This window comes from Niallia sp. FSL R7-0648 (genome assembly GCF_038007005.1).
Lineage (GTDB): Bacteria > Bacillota > Bacilli > Bacillales > Cytobacillaceae > Niallia > Niallia circulans.
Window position 1 is genome coordinate 2311694 of the sequence record NZ_JBBOWE010000001.1, and the last position, 17144, is coordinate 2328837.

The 17144-nt window shown below is 34.9% G+C and carries 17 protein-coding genes; all 17 read right to left on the reverse strand.

Annotated features, from left to right (window positions below):
- Window positions 1-216: 216 nt before the first annotated feature.
- The 17 genes from NSQ89_RS11190 to NSQ89_RS11270 all read right to left on the reverse strand — a co-directional run bounded on the left by NSQ89_RS11190 (window position 217) and on the right by NSQ89_RS11270 (window position 17128).
- On the reverse strand, window positions 217-705 hold the full coding sequence (locus tag NSQ89_RS11190) for a dihydrofolate reductase (RefSeq protein ID WP_047940452.1): 489 nt from the start codon (window positions 703-705) through the stop codon (window positions 217-219).
- On the reverse strand, window positions 702-1496 hold the full coding sequence (locus NSQ89_RS11195) for a thymidylate synthase (RefSeq protein WP_341132627.1): 795 nt from the start codon (window positions 1494-1496) through the stop codon (window positions 702-704). Before NSQ89_RS11195 ends, NSQ89_RS11190 begins: the two co-directional genes overlap by 4 nt.
- Window positions 1497-1526: 30 nt before the next feature.
- Complete coding sequence (locus tag NSQ89_RS11200; RefSeq protein ID WP_061796437.1) at window positions 1527-2234, reverse strand: anthrax toxin lethal factor-related metalloendopeptidase; 708 nt, start codon at window positions 2232-2234, stop codon at window positions 1527-1529.
- Between the two features lie 249 nt (window positions 2235-2483).
- Window positions 2484-3062, reverse strand: a complete 579-nt coding sequence (locus NSQ89_RS11205; protein ID WP_047940449.1) for a TerD family protein — start codon at window positions 3060-3062, stop codon at window positions 2484-2486.
- 61 nt (window positions 3063-3123) lie between these two features.
- The gene (locus NSQ89_RS11210) at window positions 3124-3735 is read right to left on the reverse strand and encodes a TerD family protein (protein WP_047940448.1); all 612 of its coding nucleotides are present in this window, start codon (window positions 3733-3735) and stop codon (window positions 3124-3126) included.
- Between the two features lie 331 nt (window positions 3736-4066).
- The gene (locus tag NSQ89_RS11215) at window positions 4067-5170 is read right to left on the reverse strand and encodes a toxic anion resistance protein (protein WP_095259065.1); all 1104 of its coding nucleotides are present in this window, start codon (window positions 5168-5170) and stop codon (window positions 4067-4069) included.
- The gene (locus NSQ89_RS11220; RefSeq protein ID WP_047940447.1) at window positions 5167-6816 is read right to left on the reverse strand and encodes a YceG family protein; all 1650 of its coding nucleotides are present in this window, start codon (window positions 6814-6816) and stop codon (window positions 5167-5169) included. The genes NSQ89_RS11215 and NSQ89_RS11220 overlap by 4 nt, the downstream gene beginning before the upstream one ends.
- Before the next feature lie 822 nt (window positions 6817-7638).
- Window positions 7639-8433, reverse strand: coding sequence for an HAD family hydrolase (locus NSQ89_RS11225; protein WP_047940446.1), 795 nt, complete (start codon window positions 8431-8433; stop codon window positions 7639-7641).
- The gene (locus NSQ89_RS11230; RefSeq protein WP_341132628.1) at window positions 8430-9548 is read right to left on the reverse strand and encodes a cysteine protease StiP family protein; all 1119 of its coding nucleotides are present in this window, start codon (window positions 9546-9548) and stop codon (window positions 8430-8432) included. Before NSQ89_RS11230 ends, NSQ89_RS11225 begins: the two co-directional genes overlap by 4 nt.
- A gap of 2 nt (window positions 9549-9550) precedes the next feature.
- The gene (locus tag NSQ89_RS11235; protein ID WP_172885238.1) at window positions 9551-10909 is read right to left on the reverse strand and encodes a phosphoribosyltransferase family protein; all 1359 of its coding nucleotides are present in this window, start codon (window positions 10907-10909) and stop codon (window positions 9551-9553) included.
- A complete protein-coding gene (locus NSQ89_RS11240; protein ID WP_144580824.1) occupies window positions 10851-12047 on the reverse strand; it encodes an HpcH/HpaI aldolase/citrate lyase family protein in 1197 nt (398 codons plus the stop codon). Before NSQ89_RS11240 ends, NSQ89_RS11235 begins: the two co-directional genes overlap by 59 nt.
- 276 nt (window positions 12048-12323) lie before the next feature.
- A complete protein-coding gene (locus NSQ89_RS11245) occupies window positions 12324-13106 on the reverse strand; it encodes a TerC family protein (RefSeq protein WP_144580826.1) in 783 nt (260 codons plus the stop codon).
- A 36-nt stretch (window positions 13107-13142) separates the two neighbouring features.
- Window positions 13143-13724, reverse strand: coding sequence for a TerD family protein (locus NSQ89_RS11250; protein WP_341132629.1), 582 nt, complete (start codon window positions 13722-13724; stop codon window positions 13143-13145).
- 76 nt (window positions 13725-13800) lie between these two features.
- Window positions 13801-14397 carry a YpjP family protein gene (locus tag NSQ89_RS11255; protein ID WP_341132630.1) on the reverse strand — a complete coding sequence of 199 codons (597 nt, stop codon included), beginning with the start codon at window positions 14395-14397 and terminating at the stop codon, window positions 13801-13803.
- 121 nt (window positions 14398-14518) lie between these two features.
- Window positions 14519-15295, reverse strand: a complete 777-nt coding sequence (locus NSQ89_RS11260; protein WP_047940440.1) for a class I SAM-dependent methyltransferase — start codon at window positions 15293-15295, stop codon at window positions 14519-14521.
- Between the two features lie 179 nt (window positions 15296-15474).
- Window positions 15475-15909: a BrxA/BrxB family bacilliredoxin gene (locus tag NSQ89_RS11265; protein ID WP_047940439.1), complete on the reverse strand. Its 435-nt coding sequence runs from the start codon at window positions 15907-15909 to the stop codon at window positions 15475-15477.
- A gap of 97 nt (window positions 15910-16006) precedes the next feature.
- Window positions 16007-17128, reverse strand: a complete 1122-nt coding sequence (locus NSQ89_RS11270; RefSeq protein WP_341132631.1) for a conserved virulence factor C family protein — start codon at window positions 17126-17128, stop codon at window positions 16007-16009.
- Window positions 17129-17144 lie beyond the last annotated feature (16 nt).

Below are 17144 nucleotides of genomic sequence, written 5' to 3' on the forward strand. Positions count from 1 at the left end.
ATATAAGTATCTTGTCTAGAAATAAAGCCAAACAATATACGAAAGTTTGTCGTATAACTGTTTGGCTTTTTTATTAACTTTAAAATGAAGTGTAATGGAGCTACTCTCTGCGGGATGTAGAAACGCTTTATATAGCCCACACAGAGATCAAGCTTACTCAATTCGCATAGGTGGTAGAGTGTCTGTAGCAGAACGGAAACAAATATCTTTCCCTTCTCACACTCTCTCATAAACTAAAAAGGTATGCGGGTAAATATTTTGGTCATCAACTTCCCCTTTTTTTTCACTTACCAGCTTCCATTCCTGCCAATTTAATGCCGGAAAAAAGGTATCTCCTGAAAATTCATGATCAATTTGTGTTAAATACAATCTATCTGTTTTCTTAATTGTTTCTGCAAAAAGCTCCGCTCCGCCAATAATAAAAATTTCCTCAGTCTGTTTCTCTTTGCACCACTCATAAAAATCTTGAATAGAATGGAGAATCGTGCAGCCTTCACACTGATAGGCAGAATTTCTCGTTATGATGACATTTTCACGATTAGGCAAATTTCTGCCAATTGAATCCCTTGTTTTTCTACCCATTACGATTGGATGCCCAGTTGTTATTCTTTTGAAATACTTTAAATCATTCGGCAAATGCCAAGGTAATTGATTATTTACTCCTATTACATTGTTACGATCCATGGCAACAATTAAAGAAATCATACGCTTACTGCTCCTTTAATATGAGGATGGGCTTCATAATTGATAATTTCAAAATCATCAAATTCGAATGAGAAGATATCTTTTACATTTGGGTTAATTTTCAACTGTGGCAACGGCTTAGGATCTCTCGTAAGCTGCAGCTTTACTTGCTCAATATGGTTCGTATAAATATGAACGTCACCAAATGAATGCACGAATTCTCCTACCTCTAAATCACAAACTTGTGCAATCATATGTGTTAGTAAGGCGTAGGAAGCTATATTAAAAGGCACTCCTAGAAATACATCTGCTGATCGCTGATACAATTGACAAGATAATTTGCCTTCTGCTACATAAAATTGAAATAAACAATGACAAGGTGGTAATGCCATTTTCTCAATATCTCCTACATTCCAAGCACTCACTATTAGTCTTCTTGACTCAGGATTTGTTTTGATGGCATGAATTAATTCCGAAATTTGGTCAATTGTATTCCCTTCTCTTGTCGTCCACGAACGCCACTGATGACCATAAACAGGACCTAAATCCCCTTTTTCATCTGCCCATTCATTCCAAATGCGGACATTATTATCTTGTAAGTATTTCACATTAGTATCACCATTTAAAAACCAAAGTAATTCATGGATAATTGAACGTAAATGAAGCTTTTTTGTCGTAATTAAAGGAAAACCTTCGGAAAGATCGAAGCGCATTTGATATCCGAACGTACTAATGGTTCCAGTTCCTGTACGATCTTCTTTTTTTACACCATTTGTTAAAATGTGTTCACATAGATCTAAATATTGTCTCATTTTTTAAACACCCTTTTTTTATTAATCAAGCTATTGAATAGAAGCGATATAATGATATGTTTTTGGAGCATACTCAAAAAGTTTTTCCTTTTCCGTTCCACCAACATAAAACATAGCAAATGTTTCGGCGAAATATTCTTCCGCATATTGTAGAAAATATTGTCTAGTTGGAAATAGTCTACTTTTTTCTTCATTCCATATTGCTTTATATCCTTCTGTTTTACTTCCATATTTTAAAATTTTATAGTCAATAGAATGGGCTAATTCATGATACTCTAAATTAACTGAACTATGACCTTTTCCCTTTTCGCTTGCGCCAATCTTCACTAGCACAACCTTGCCTCCCCCAATACCAGGTACATCATCCCATGGTTTTTGGGAGGTGTATCCTCTAGGAATAATACCAGCGAATTTCTGTGCCGTTTTATTATCTGTTAATTTACCTGTAAATAATTTCACCTTTATTCCACTAGATTGTATCTTATTTAATAGCGTAGGAGGTAACTTATTTAATCTTTCAATTATAGTAGCTGCTTCTGTTTGGTCAAACTTCGCATCAGGCAGTATAATAATATTCCCTAAATTTTCTTTTGCATCGGTGGAAAGATGTGCTTTAACAACTGTTAAATCAGACAGATTTTTTAAGTATGTTTCATTATTTGGAAGCTGTGAGTTTCCCATAAGAATACTGGTTGCTGCTATCATTCCTACTGGTGCCAATCTTTTGAGCCATCTCATCCCTCTTCCTCCCCAATAAACCGACTGCACTTTTTATCCATTACTCATTCATCGGATAAGAATATACTAATCTATTAAAATTATATCATGGGGAGTCAACGCAAAATACTAGTTAATATTGGGTAAGAATTCCTAAAAAAATCCAAAAGAATAAAACATAGAGAAATCACCGCATACTTCTATGTTCACTCTTTTGGACATATGTCAGCAAGGAGAAAAATCAAGACAAAATTTTAATAGTTTTCCTCATTAAACCTCTAAACCATAATTCCGACATAGTGCAGCAAGTCCTCCAGAAAAGCCGCTACCTATTGCGTTAAATTTCCATTCTCCGCCATGTTTATAAAGTTCGCATACAATCACAGCTGTTTCAACTGAAAAATCTTCCCCTAGATCAAATCGGAGAATCTCCATATTATTATCTTCATTTACAACGCGAACAAATGCATTTGAAACTTGTCCAAAATTTTGTCTTCTTGCTTCAGCGTCATGGATGGTTACTGCAATCCCAATTTTGCTTACATGTGCAGGGATTTTTGTGAAATCGATAATGATTTGCTCGTCATCCCCATCGCCTTCTCCTGTACGGTTATCACCTGTATGTTCCACACCGCCGCTAGGATGAATAAGATTATTATAGAAGATAAAATCCACATCATTTATCACTTTCCCATTGTCATCGGCCATAAATGCCGATGCATCTAAATCAAAGCCAGCCCCACCGTCATATTGGTTAATATCCCAGCCTAATCCAATAATTGCTCTTGTTAAGCCTGGATTTGTTTTAGTTAAATCAATTCGTTGTCCTTTAGAAAGATTAATACTCAATTTCTATTCCTCCCTCGTCAAATAATAGATGGATCCTCAAATTACTATTGCTTTACCCCTATCATGAAAACGATTTAACCAACTCTCCTAAACTACCAGCATTTGTACCTGTGCCAACAGCCGCAAACTTCCAATCCTGTCCATGTCTGTATAATTCTCCAGCTATTACACTAGTTTTCCCTGCATAATCATCTGATAAATTGTAGTGAATAAGTGATTGATTCGTCAATGGGTTAACAATTCGAATAAAGGCATTTTGAATCATTCCAAAATCTTGTCTTCTTTTTACTGCATCATAAATATTAACAACAAATATGAGTTTATGTATATGTGCAGGAACTTTACTTAAATCAACGCGGATTTGTTCATCATCTCCATCCCCGTCACCTGTTAAATTATCGCCTGAATGGATTACACTGCCATCGCGACTTTTTAAATTGCCAAAATAAATAACATCACTATTTGCTTGAACCTTTCCTTGTTCATTTACCATAATTACAGATGCATCACAGTCAATACTTGCTGCCTGTCCTCCACCAAAAAGAGAACCGAATAAGCCCCCGCCCTTATTTTGTTGAACAGGATCCCAACCAAGTCCAATTAAAATTCTGCTTAATCCTGGATTCCCTTTTGTTAAATCAACTCTCTGACCTTTTTGCAAATTAATCGCCAATATTCCCAACTCCTATGTATGATATAATTTTACTTTTTTAAAGTTTTTTATTTTAACACTAATTCACACCGATTATTTAGCTCTAAAATAACGTCTTTTAATATTTCTCTACTATCTTATGATTCTAAAGTGCAATCAAACTCCTAGTAATAAACTAGTATCTTTCCCGATTTATGTTAAGATGGATGATATATTTTCTAAGACAATTTCTCGCCTCAGAAAATATATCCATTTCAATCAATGCAGCTAAACTTTATAGAGTTTCGAAACACTTTTCTTATCAATTATTCTCATGATAATTCATAAAAAGTGATTGGAATTATCTCTCTCATTAACCTTGAAGTTTCATTTGCTTAAAGTTATTTTGTAATTCTTCTAATTTCTTTGTGCCTTCTTCTCTTAACCGCTTATTTTCTTCTTCAATTGTTTTTGTTTCTTGCATTCCTTTTATAATAATATTCCAAGATTCTTCAATCGTCTCAATCTTAATGCTGGGACTTCCTGCAAGTCTTGCAATATCGACGCTTTGCTGGGATATATTTTGCGCATTCTTGACAAGCATTTCATTTGTTCTTCTGTCCAGTTCACTCATGCTATCTGCGACTAATTTTTGTCTTTTGGCAGCAACAGCTTGGATTAGTCCATTTTTGAAAATTGGAATCGTCGTAACAAATGCCGAATTAATCTTTCCAATTAATTTTGTATTTCCTCTTTGAAGCAAACGTATTTGCGGTGCTGTTTGCAGAGCAACCATTTTGGCCATTTCTAAGTCATAAACCCGCTGATCAAGGAGCTCTATCGCATTTCTAAGGGAGTCGAGCTGCATACCCGCTAATTGATCTCCAGCAGTTGCTTTAGCTTCGATTTGCGGAAGCACTTGTGTCTTTAATTCTTCCGACTTCATTGCCCCTGCAACTGCATATTTTTCGAGCGTCAAATAATATTGATAATTTTGCTCATACATTTCATCAAGCATCGTCGTCGAATCAACCATTTCATTTTGATATTTCGATATTTCAACATATACTTTATCAATCTCTTGTCCCATAGACTGATATTTCCCAAAAAGTTTTTCCATAATCTTTTCGCTTTTTTTAAACAGTTTGCCAAAGAAACCTTTTGACGCATCTTCAAAATCTTTCTTATCAAATTTATCCATTATTCTGCCGAGCTGTTTTAATAATTCTCCGGAATCTTCCACTTTAGTAGTTCTCATATTGTTAAGAATTTTATCGGAGAATTTTGAAATTTGCGTTGCCGGCTCTTTCCCGAATTCAAGAATCTGAATTTGATCCTTTTCATCAATAGACTGGGCCAATTTTTGCACTTCTGGCTCATTTCTAAGCGCTAATTTAATTTCTGATACTTTTTCTTCTGTTAATAATTCTGCGACCTGGTTATCCGCATTGTTTATATTTGATGGTTGCATGTTCATCCATTATCTCCCTTTCTACTCTTTAAAAATCCGCCAAACAGTCCCCTTTTCAAAAAGGATGGCTCTTTATACTCCATATCAAATACAACGTCCTCGAGCCAATGGGCATCAAATAAATTGTCTTGTATAAAGTTCTCCATATCGACATGTCCAGGTGGATTATAAATAATAATATCAACACCCAATGCATTCATTAAAATTAACATTGCTGCATCTTCTCGCGTGAATACGCCGCTTTTTTCTGTTTTAAATAATACAATACTTGGTACTTCTTGAGAGTAATCAAATTTTTGCAGCATTTTTAAAAGTTCATCTGGTATAAGTAAACATTGTGAAAATAGAAAAATTGCTACATCTTCATCTGATTCATCCGATTGTTTTATAAGTACTGGTCTTGAGCATACTCTTGAAATTGCAGCAGCTATCCCTTTTTGTAAGCCGGTTGGCAGCTGTTTATAATTCCAATAATGGGCACTCATCATCTTTTCCGGATCAAGTAAACCGTTTCTTCCCAGCGCTCCGCGATAATGATATCGGTAATCGCTAATAATTGCTCTTGTAAACGGAAAATCTTTAATCAATAGCGTATCCTCTCGATTGACTATTCCGTGAATACGATCCCAGTATTCTTTGCGATTTTTACTTACACCAAATATTTTAGCAAAAATAGCAGGGATATGCACTTCTCCATTTTTCACTTCAAAGTTTGGTCGAATCATAGCAAGCTCTTTCTCCAAAAGAAAAATTTCATCATATGTAGTTTTTAGGGTAACCGAAAAGGGGATATAATCTCTAAATTGCCATGGTTTATAAAGATTGGATCCCTCATGATGCAGTATACTCTCAATTTCCTTTGACGCTCGATATGCTACAGTCGCTGTTCTTTTTCTTTCTTCTGTAGGAAAGCTTTCAGGTTCTTTCCGTTGTGGATATTGATGCTGAAAAAACAGCTCCTTATCTAGCTTTAACTTTTCTAAAATATCTGTGCCATTAGGATGAACCATTACAATATCACACCCAATGGTAAGGAGATAATAGATAAAATAGGACTGACTTTTACTTGCATCACCATACCAAAGAAACTTAGGCATATTTTCATTTAATTCGGTTTCTTCTAAGACAGGCTGTAAATGATTAATCGACCATTTTACAATATCCACTACTAATCTTCTTAAATCCTTATTTTTCAAGCCGTTTTCTTCCAATTCTGCGAAATGCTGAATTACTTTAATAAAACTTTCCCGCAATTTCCGATGAATAGCTGGAACAGAGGATTTTATCAGTACATTCTCTCCGTCAAGAAAAGCAACAAATCGATTAATGGATAAATTCTGCTCATTCATTCGATTAAATACTTTTTGAATAGATTGGAAATGCTGATTATCGATTGTCCTATCGAGTGTTTCATCTGTTAATAAGTGTAAACCAGTATTATCTTTATGTATCCAATTAAACAGCTGATTATAATATTCATCCTCGTCTAGCGATATTCCCAGTAGTTTAACGACTGCCTGCCCGAAAGTAAATATACGATTACTGGTATCATATAATGGTCTTTCTTTAATAGGCTTTAGCAAAAGTTTAAACCAGTTTTCTTCAGACAATGGAAGTATTATATTATTAATGGTATAAAAGTCTTTATTCATTTTCTCCACTTCCTAATTTTAAACCAAAGATAACTTTCTATCTTTATCATAGCATAGCTCCTTGTAAACACTAAACATTCTACTTTATATTTATTTACGAATTTTTAATAAAAAAGTTTCATTTTTTGTAGTCCGAAAAGAAATCTTTCGTAAGATTTTAAACTGTATATAAACCCACAGAATTTTAGAATTATAAGTTTGTCTATAGTATATCCTATGTATAGGGTTATTGCTTTTTGTTTCAGGGGTTCACGCTTAGCCGCGTTCTGCTTTCAGACTGCAAGGTCTCAGGCTATCCCGCTTATCCTACAGGAGTTCCCCCCTAACCACCACAAGCAGCACATAAAAATCCCATTTAATTTTACTAAATCATTTTATCGTCACACTGAAATCTTTCGTAAGATTTTTCTTTATACTCTTCAACCTGTGTTTTTAGCACCTAACCTTCTGTTTGTGCATATAATACAGTACAATAGGCGAGTAGGTGCTAACTATGAGATCATTTTTTCGAAAATACACATATCATGAAATTGAGACAGATTTAAATTATGTGCAAAATGTTCTATCTTCCAACATGTATGTTTTTATTGATTTAATCTTTATTTCTCTAATAATTAGTTTTTTTATGGCCATCTTTTTCGAATCTATCTTATTTGGGATTATTATATTTGTTTGCTGCTATTTATTCTTTGTCGCCATTTATTGTTTATTGCTCAAATTGATAAAAGATTCACCTGATGATCTATAAAATATATTTATCTTCATTCAAATCCATCTCTTTAACGACTCTAAGGCGACCGTGATTCGGTCGCCTTAGAGTCGTTAAAGAGTAAATTCTTTATAAACTTTTCTTAAGATTTCTTCTCCAGCAGACGCACCTTTATGAGCTGTGGCTTTATGAGAGTATCTACTTGATTCACCACATATTAACTCGCCATGCCTAGGAATAAACGCTGTTTGGCATATATTTAAAAAAGGTAGATCCAATAAGGAATCTCCAGCTCCAATTGTTTGCTCGATTCCTTCTCGTTCCTTTATATACTTTATTGCCTCTCCTTTACAAACAGGACTCGGCATAAAGTAAAGCTTTCTTCCTTGCAATGAGATATTCCAGCCATTTGCTGCTGCTATTTTTGCTAGTTGTATTTTTAAATCGGAGTCTATAGTGGTATTTAGCACATAATAAAAGAAAAGATTATCAGCAATTTTCAATTCTCCAGGGAGAGAATACTCTCGGAGCATTTCCAATATCTCCTCTTTTTCGATACATTCCACACCAAGCTTCCGCTTTAGCCTTTCTTCCCACTCTTTCATGATTTCTCCATTATGATGTATTCTTGCCCCGTTACTGGTTACACAGTAAGATACCGGTACATCTCTTTCAAATATAAAGATCCGCTTATATTGCTCATATGTTCTTGTTGTCACAGGAATAAATAAATAGTGGGAAGCAATCTCTTTCAATAAACCATAGCTCTCCTTTGTCATAAAAGAGACATACTTCCCATTCTTCTCTTCGACCCCAATCATCGATTGATTCCAAGGAGTTTCCATTTCTTCTAAAGCACGTTTGGAATAAATTAATGTTCGATCTAAGTCAGATGCAAATAATTTCATCCCTCTTGCACAACCTTTTTAATCAAACCGCAGCATGTATAGCTCATTTGGGGATATGGAATTATTTCTACGCCTCTTTCTTCGGCAAGCAAAACGATGTGCTGCACATAAGGACTATCCGGATCTTTCATTAAAACCTTCCATGGCACTCTTCTTAAAAGGACTCTTGTAGTTTCTCCAACGCCTGGTTTAACATAATGCGTGCTCTCAATATGAAATTCCTCCTTAATGGCTAGAACTTCTTTCATCCCTCGAAAATCAACGGATTGATCAAAGCAATTCTCATTCATTCTTTCTTCAACTTGCTTTGAATTAATATTTTGAAAAGCCTCAGTAATATTATCTAAATAAATATTTGATACATCATATGGCTCTAATTCCTGATAATATTTAGCACCATGAAAATCATCCATTTGAATATATCTTTCATTTAGTACGGTACGGCTGACAAGTCCAGACACAGTGGAATTTAAGCAAGCACTCGGTATCAAGAAATCTTCTCTCGTACCATAGAGTGTAGTACAGTATCCTGGATCTGCCAGTACAGCTAATGTATCATCTAAGTGAACCTGATATTTATTAAAAAAACTTTCACAGGCTTTTGTTAATTCAATTGAAATAGCTCCTTTACCTGTCCATCCATCAATAAATTGGATAGCAGATCCTTTATGTGTTTTTAATATGTACTTAATGGCATTTTCATCTATCCCTCTGTCTCTGATGATCGAAATACTATAGTGCGGTAAAGAAACATGATATTTTTCTTTTAAATATCGCTTAATTAATATCCCAATAGGAGTACCAGCTCTTGCTAATGAAACTAAGACCGTTTGTTTTCCATGTTTACGATAAATCTGCTCTGCGACAACTGCGGTACTAAGTGCTACCTTATCTTTATAATCATGCAGTGTCTTCCAAAAAAGCTGTAAATACTGTTCTGGTGGATTATATTCGATTGGTAATGTTTCGCTATAATGTGCTCCACTTTGAATCTTTTTTTCTCGTTCCTCTGTGGAACCTTCTAGTATAATTCCGTTTAAATTTTTCAAAAGAAAAATGACATCTTCACTATTATAAGATCCGAATTTCACTTGCTCATTTATGTTAAAATGCATCTTTACCTCCCGCTAAAATAGACGATATTAATCTTTTTTACCTGAACTGCTTTTAATGCCGTCAGCAGCTCTTTTAAGCTATCTTCTTTCACATTTCTCTCAAAGAATAAAAATATGTCATCATATTGATTAGGCTTTACATTATATAAGAAATTTACAATCTCTTTATCTTCTGGATTTGCAAAACAATATGCTGTTTGAGCTCCATAATGCTCTTCATTATGTGGATAAATTGGACTTCTTGTAGTCGATTGATAAGATATGTCTTCCCCCATGAAGCTAGCTAACTTCATGGGTATATACATAAATTCTCCTGTTCCGACACAAAGACTAGTTCCCCTCCTCTTCTTCTTGAGCATCTTTGCAGCCTCTTTTATCCAATCATCTGTTCCTTCTTCTGTATGAATCCCAAACCTGCCAGTATCCTTTAAATATCGGAAGCTATTGCACTCACCCGCAAGATTTGAAGACGTCAATGGCACAATGCGATCTTTCACATAATTTTCTAGACTAATATATTCTATCAATGGATTCCCTTCATTTGTTACCAAACTCTCCATTTTAGGTGTAAGATTTATTTGCTCCCCAACTAATTCAAAACTACCTTTCAATAAGGAGACAGATTGAACCGTTATTTGCAGCTCTTCTTCAAGAGCTTTCATTTCTAATTGCCATTTATTAGAGCGCCAATCGAGAATGGATGCCACCGTATATTTATCTCTTGGATAGTTTCTATGGAGATCTCGGATAATATTAATCGCTGTTTTTCCAGTTGTGAGTTCATCATCAACGAGAATTATTTCCCGATTATTAGCAAGAATATCCGTTTTTACGTAACATCGATGGGAAGTGGCATGTGAATGTTCTTCTTCAAATGAAATGATTGGATCCAGCTCGTTAATCTTTTCTCTTGTGGTATGAAAAAAGGATGCTTGTTTAAAAGCCTTGAAAAAAGAGTGGCCAAGTGCAGTTGCTGTTTCGGCAAAGCCAATAATAATAGGATTGCAAACTTCTTTTTGGATAAAAGGCTTATCCAGGAAAGGCAAAGAGGAATCATGATAAATCTCCAATAATTTCTCCTTTTGCGGTGAGTGCTTTCCTGTCATAATTTCTTCATATCTCGCTGCAAGCATAAAACCTGTTAGCAGACCTTTTTTTGGTTCTATTGGCAAATGCTTTCCCAGTAGTCTACTGACAAATAAAAACGCCCGTCTTTTATTGATTCTTGCAGCCATTTTAAAAAAGTCCTCGATAGGAAGCTGAAATGGATTTTCTTTAACATAAATGTCCATCTGTAAATGATCAATGATTGGTAATGAAATTTTCTTGTTTAAGTAAGTCAATGTATGTAAATCCTTCATGGAACACCCCGTAAACCTTTGATTTTAAAATAATTTTTTGCGCCCAATATAAATGAGGCTTAATTTCATTCATTTTATTGGAGAAACTACTTTTTATAACACCAATTTCTCCATTATTGCTATCCATAATATTTAATGCATCCAAATATTCTTCATAGGAAACAACGTTTAATGCCTGAACTGGCTTTATATGGGTCGGATGAATAATCGTTTTCCCTGTTAATCCATTCGTTATATCCATCATAACTTCTCTTATTAATCCGTCCATATGTTTATCAATTAGCTGTGTTCGCATACTCATTCCTGCTTTTCCATAACGTTTTCGAAAAGGTGTCTCTCTTAATTGAGGAATTAGAAATCTTTCTTTCGTCGTAAAATACTCCCAGACTGGTCCAGAAACAACATAGGCACTATCTGCCCGTGTAAATATATTAATAATATCTGAAATACAATCTCGAATAATGGCAATATCATATATGGTTGTTTCTGGGCTTCTACGTATCCCATATAATCCACAAAAATCAGTTGCACCTATTCTAACATTTAAAATTAAGTGCTTATAATCATCAAGCACTTTTTTTATGGAGAGGAGCTCATTCATTCGCGTTTCTTTTTCAATTATTTTTTTCGTTTCTAATATCGGCATTGCATATAAACAGTATCCGAGCTTGTTATATTTTTGTAATTCCTTTAAAATAATTTCTCCTGCTTCTGCTTCAAATTTTGGTATTACAATACCTGTTAATAAAGCGATCTTATCACCAAGTATATCCATTAAACTTAAAAACTGCGCAATGGAACGGATTCTTATAAAAATCAATGGCAATTCACTCTTTATCAGGGAGCCATTTTGGATAGCATAATCAATATCGGTTAACTCTTCTACTAATTTTCTTTCTGCTAAATCGACCTCATGATCGCCAATAGAATCCTCCAGACAAATAACCATAGAGGTTAAAGCAGGATGTTTCTTTCTCAATAAGTCCTGATAAATATTAGGTCTAGTTGCAGGCATATACAATGTCGAAGCAAGTGCGTAGGATAATACTTCTTTCTCCGAAGTGCTAAACACCTCTTCTGGTAATTTGAAGAAAAGACGTTCCAATTGTTTTTCATTTAAGTCAGAGAATAATTTCATTTCCTTTGCTCCATTCCAGTATTTTCATTCCATTTATATACTATTCTGAAAATTCACAAATAAATAGTTTTTGTTTAAAAGAGGATAATTATTACTATTTTACTATAAAATTCATTTTTTGAGTATTATTTCGTTATGAATGGCTTTAGCTGCATCCATAAGGTGTTTATAGAGGTTTTCGGGAAGGGTTACAGCAAAGAAGTTTTCTAATTAATAAAATAGAGGATATCCCTAGTACTAACTATTGACAGAAACTAGAAATATCCTCAAAAATTATTAAGCCTCGCCTTGTTGTTCTGCTTTCTTTTTATTTCTAAAGTGAATAACGAAAGTTGCTCCAAATGCTATTACTAACAATCCGAAGAAATAAATATGTTCGATGTGAATATCAAAAACGCCTAATAGCATCTTAACTGCGATAATCAAGATTAGAATATAAGCAGTTGCTTCCAGCTCTGGAATTTTATCAATTAATTTAAGGAAAACACCCGCTACACCACGCATCATAAGCACACCAAGAATACCACCCAGTAATAATACCCACACTTGGTTACTGACACCAAATGCTGCTAAAACACTATCCACTGAAAAGGCAATATCCATTAATTCAACAGAAATTACCGTTCCCCAAAATAATCCGAATGTGCGAATAAGAATTCCATTTTTGTTGATTCCTTTATTCTCTTCTTCTCCGTCTTCTGGTTGATTCGCAGCTTTTTTACGATCCACGAAGTACTTAATAGAGAGATAGGCCAAATAGGCCGCTCCTAGTATTTTCACCCATGAGAATTCGATTAAATAAACACCAATACCGATAGCTATAAAGCGGAATATGTATGCACCTAGTAACCCGTAAAACAACGCCTTTCTTCTTTGTTCTGGTGGTAAATGCTTAACCATCACGGCAAGAACTAATGCATTATCCGCTGATAACAAGCCTTCCAATATTACAAGTGTTCCAATATAGCCCCAGCTGACTGGGTCTGTTAGTACCTCTCCCCACATTTGCCAGTTAAAAAACTGCGCATATGTATCTATAATCGTCTCAAATATCCCCATGAAAAAAGGTTCCTCCTAAAATATGCTTATAAAGTCTTAGCCAATTTGCAGACCAAAGTCTGTTGCTAATGCAGCTAAACCACCTTGGTACCCACTGCCAATAGCACTAAATTTCCATTCATTATTATGACGATATAGTTCCCCAACAACTAACGCTGTTTCAATAGAGAAATCCTCTCCTAAATCGTAACGAATCAATTCCTCATTAGATTCTTCGTTAACAATACGTACAAATGAATTAGAAACTTGTCCGAAATTTTGATTCCTTGCTTCTCCATCATAAATGGTAATCGTAAAAGTAACACGTTGAATATTAGCTGGAATACTTTTTAAATCTACGATAATTTGTTCATCGTCTCCTTCGCCTGCGCCTGTACGATTATCTCCGGAATGAACAATCGCACCATTTCCACCTGATGGATTATTGTAAAATACAAAGTCAGCATCATTTGTTACTTTTCCATTTTCGCCAAGTAAGAATACAGAAGCATCTAAATCAAAATCAGTTCCGCCATCATACTTATTTAAATCCCAGCCTAAACCAATAATTACTTTTGATAAACCAGGATTGCCTTTTGTTAAATCTACTTTTTGTCCTTTGGATAAACTAATTGCCATAATCTTTCTACCTCCAAGTTTTTTCAGTATAGTTCCTTTACGTAATCATAGATAAAAAAGTTTCAATTTCCCCTTTTTAGCTCATCCACTTTGGCGGAGTATTTTTATCCCAGTAAATTTCTCCAAGTGCATAATGAGTTTGGAATTGATCATGATACGTGTGGTAATGGAAGTTAAAATAATAACCTTCCTGTGGGGGACGATCCCTTCTTACATGAAATCGGATAATATCCTCGTTATCTCTCGTAATATGAAATATCCGTTCACTTGTACCTGCAGCAGGAAATTCAGTTACTGTTAAATAACTTAACTCTTCTTCTGGAAAAATATGCGTTACTTCATTAATTGCTTTTTCCATATTTGGCAGAACAACTAAACGAAATTCATCTTCAATTACTGGTTTAATTTTTGGCCCGAATTTTAAATAGCTTTGTGCTTCTGCTTCCTTCATCATATTGCTGATAAAATCTTCTCTTGAGAAATTTCCCTCAGTACTATCAACAAATATCGCTTCATCTTCGATACTTTCTCTAGCAAATGGTACTTCTCGCTCATCAATTGGTTTCTTATCATTATTATTATTATTTAAAAAGGTTGCTGGTGATGGTGAAACAAGACCAAACGTTAAAATAGAAACAAATACGACCAGGCTTTTACGAAGCCAATTAGGCATTTATTACACCTCGCTTTCCGCATCCTGATGTTAATATATGAAAAAATATTTATAGAATAAGTATATATTATTTACTAGCTAATCTTCTACTATTATCCTTATCATAGAGGTTATTTTTTTATTATTCTTTTTTTAACCAGATTCCATAATGGAATTTAGCTGTTTTACGCTTCACCTGTTCAAATTGAAATTGGTTAAATCTGCTGCTCCTAAAATGATCTTTCCATACGACTCTTTCTTTCGCCACTCGCTTTGCTTGATTGATTAATTCTACCGACACTTCTTCATAAAGTGCTAGTTGTTTTAACGGGTTGATTCCAGCTGATGAAATAGTTTCCTCAAACATAGGATCAAAATATACGCAATCTATACTATTGTCTTCTTTTCGAGCAAGTGCCTCTAATGCGTTAATATGCTTGACTGTAACCCTTCGCATTGCCTCATCAACAGCGGCATTACTCGTCTCCCATTCTTTCAAACCTACTTTTACAAGAAAAGCAATCACTTGATTCGCTTCTAATCCTTCCACTTTTCCGCTACTGCCCACGACATAACTTGCAACAATACTATCTGAAGCAAGTCCTAAAGTACAATCTAAGAAACTCTTTCCCTTTGTTAAATTGGTTGCGTCAATAAAAGGATCATTTTCCTTATTCATCAGCCTTTTTATTCGAAAGACTGCTGAATTTGGGTGAAAAAAGAAAGGCTCCTCTCCATTTAACGAACAGAACTCAAATCTATTTTTCCCAATTATCAGAATATCTGATTGATATTGCTCTTTTAAGTGCTGAATAGATACTTTTTCTCTCCTGACATATCTGCAGTTGAAGTCTTTGGCAATTCTATCTGCGAGAATTTGCATGTCCTTATTTGTCCTACCGGCAGTTGTTACAATCATATTTTTTCTCCTACTTCTATGTAATACTATATTCAATACGAATCATGTTAAGATTAGGTCATCATTATAAAATAGATAAATTTAAATTATCTATCGACGAATATAAACCCTATACAAAAAACCTAAAAAAGAAAGTCCATGAGAAAAAAGGTAACCCTTTATTCTCATGAACCAAGTTTTTAGCAATATTGTTCAAAAGCTGATACAAGATTTTCCATAATTGCTTCCATTGAATTTCCTTCAATATCGTAGCGATGAATAAAATGAACAACTTTATTATCTTTGATTAATGCCATGGACGGAGAAGAAGGCTCAATATCCCCGAAAAATTCGCGCATTTTTGCTGTTGCCTCTTTATCTTGGCCAGCAAATACTGTTACTAGTTGATCTGGCTTTTTTTCAGATGCAAGCACTGCCTGCGTTGCTGCTGGTCTTGCTAAACCTGCAGCACAACCACAAACAGAATTAACCACTACTAAAGAAGTACCTTTGTTTGTTTCAATAAATTGTTCCACAGCGTCTTCTGTCAGCAATTCTTCAAAGCCTGCTTGGGTTAATTCTGCTCTCATCGGTTTTACCACTTGTTTCATATACTCATCATATGCCATTGACATAAGTAATCCCTCCATAATATACGTATATTCTATTCCTAAATATACATTAGAAATGTTTTTCGTACAATCTTTAGCATTAGGAAAATATAGTTACAGCTTATTTTCGCGCTTCGGTCATTTGTTTCCAAACAGAACCTTTTGCTTCTTCTCCTAGTTCAATTCGCTCAATTGCTAGTTTTATTTGTAAGCTCACTTCAAATTCTGGATCATCCTCATGAGCCTTAAGTGCAGCCAATGCTCTCTCATCTCCAACTTCATACAAGAACATAGCGGCTCTCCATCGAACAATCTTGCTTTTATCATCTAATGCATGGATCATTTCTTCCATTGCTTCTGGAAACCCTAAGTCGGATAAGCAATCTCCTGCAGTACGCCGCACTGTTACCGTTTTATCCTTTAATGCTTTATATAAGGAAGGAAGAACAGCTGTATCTTCAATCATTCCAAGATAGACAGTCGCAAGTCTGCGGATAGATGGTTTTTCATCATCTAATGCTTTCGTTAGTACAGGAATATCATCTACTGTAGGATCTTCGCTTTGTTCCAGCTTTTGATATCTAACTTTCCAATCTGGATTCTCTAAATCTGCAAATGACAGCCTTGTTCGCACTCGTACCGGTTTTTCATTTGCTTCAGTTTGCGGATTTTTTGCATGCTCAATAATCGCATTAATTCGCTCTTGTGGGTATGCTGCAACAAGTTCTTCCACCATTACATGCCCAATTTCTTCAAATTCACCGTAGCGCACGCCGAAATCTTTCCATTTACGAGTCATTACTACATTATCTTCAGGTGTACGAACTTCTGATACTGCTTGAATAAAGGAATCAGGTAAACCGAACCTTCTTTCTTCAGCGCCATCCGATAATTTAATTTGCATGGGAATACCTTTATACATTTGAACTTGAACATTTATCTCTCCATAATGTTCATTTATCTCTTTTGACTCCTCTGTAGCCTCGTCCTCCCCAAAGACATTCCGCACTTTTGAAAGTAATTCTTTCCAATCATAGCGGGCATTTCTTTCAACCGCTAGAAAATCAGCTACATGGTAAACCCCTTTAATCCCTTCAATGGAAAGGATATTTTGAATTAATTCAGGTGCTTCCGCTGAATTATCAACCTTATAATTATTACTTTTTCCCATTGGCAGCTCTTGGTCTAAATTAATTTTCATCGTATTAGGACTTGGTGTTGGCTCTACAGAAATAATTCTCATATTCCATCCCCCTCTT

Excerpts from the sequence above, each read along its gene's own strand:
- NSQ89_RS11190 (WP_047940452.1), bottom strand. The coding sequence starts at position 705 with ATGATTTCTTTAATTGTTGCCATGGATCGTAACAATGTAATAGGAGTA.
- NSQ89_RS11195 (WP_341132627.1), bottom strand. The coding sequence starts at position 1,496 with ATGAGACAATATTTAGATCTATGTGAACACATTTTAACAAATGGTGTA.
- NSQ89_RS11200 (WP_061796437.1), bottom strand. The coding sequence starts at position 2,234 with ATGAGATGGCTCAAAAGATTGGCACCAGTAGGAATGATAGCAGCAACC.
- NSQ89_RS11215 (WP_095259065.1), bottom strand. The coding sequence starts at position 5,170 with ATGAACATGCAACCATCAAATATAAACAATGCGGATAACCAGGTCGCA.
- NSQ89_RS11220 (WP_047940447.1), bottom strand. The coding sequence starts at position 6,816 with ATGAATAAAGACTTTTATACCATTAATAATATAATACTTCCATTGTCT.
- NSQ89_RS11225 (WP_047940446.1), bottom strand. The coding sequence starts at position 8,433 with ATGAAATTATTTGCATCTGACTTAGATCGAACATTAATTTATTCCAAA.
- NSQ89_RS11230 (WP_341132628.1), bottom strand. The coding sequence starts at position 9,548 with ATGCATTTTAACATAAATGAGCAAGTGAAATTCGGATCTTATAATAGT.
- NSQ89_RS11235 (WP_172885238.1), bottom strand. The coding sequence starts at position 10,909 with ATGAAGGATTTACATACATTGACTTACTTAAACAAGAAAATTTCATTA.
- NSQ89_RS11240 (WP_144580824.1), bottom strand. The coding sequence starts at position 12,047 with ATGAAATTATTCTCTGACTTAAATGAAAAACAATTGGAACGTCTTTTC.
- NSQ89_RS11245 (WP_144580826.1), bottom strand. The coding sequence starts at position 13,106 with ATGGGGATATTTGAGACGATTATAGATACATATGCGCAGTTTTTTAAC.
- NSQ89_RS11250 (WP_341132629.1), bottom strand. The coding sequence starts at position 13,724 with ATGGCAATTAGTTTATCCAAAGGACAAAAAGTAGATTTAACAAAAGGC.
- NSQ89_RS11255 (WP_341132630.1), bottom strand. The coding sequence starts at position 14,397 with ATGCCTAATTGGCTTCGTAAAAGCCTGGTCGTATTTGTTTCTATTTTA.
- NSQ89_RS11260 (WP_047940440.1), bottom strand. The coding sequence starts at position 15,295 with ATGATTGTAACAACTGCCGGTAGGACAAATAAGGACATGCAAATTCTC.
- NSQ89_RS11265 (WP_047940439.1), bottom strand. The coding sequence starts at position 15,909 with ATGTCAATGGCATATGATGAGTATATGAAACAAGTGGTAAAACCGATG.
- NSQ89_RS11270 (WP_341132631.1), bottom strand. The coding sequence starts at position 17,128 with ATGAGAATTATTTCTGTAGAGCCAACACCAAGTCCTAATACGATGAAA.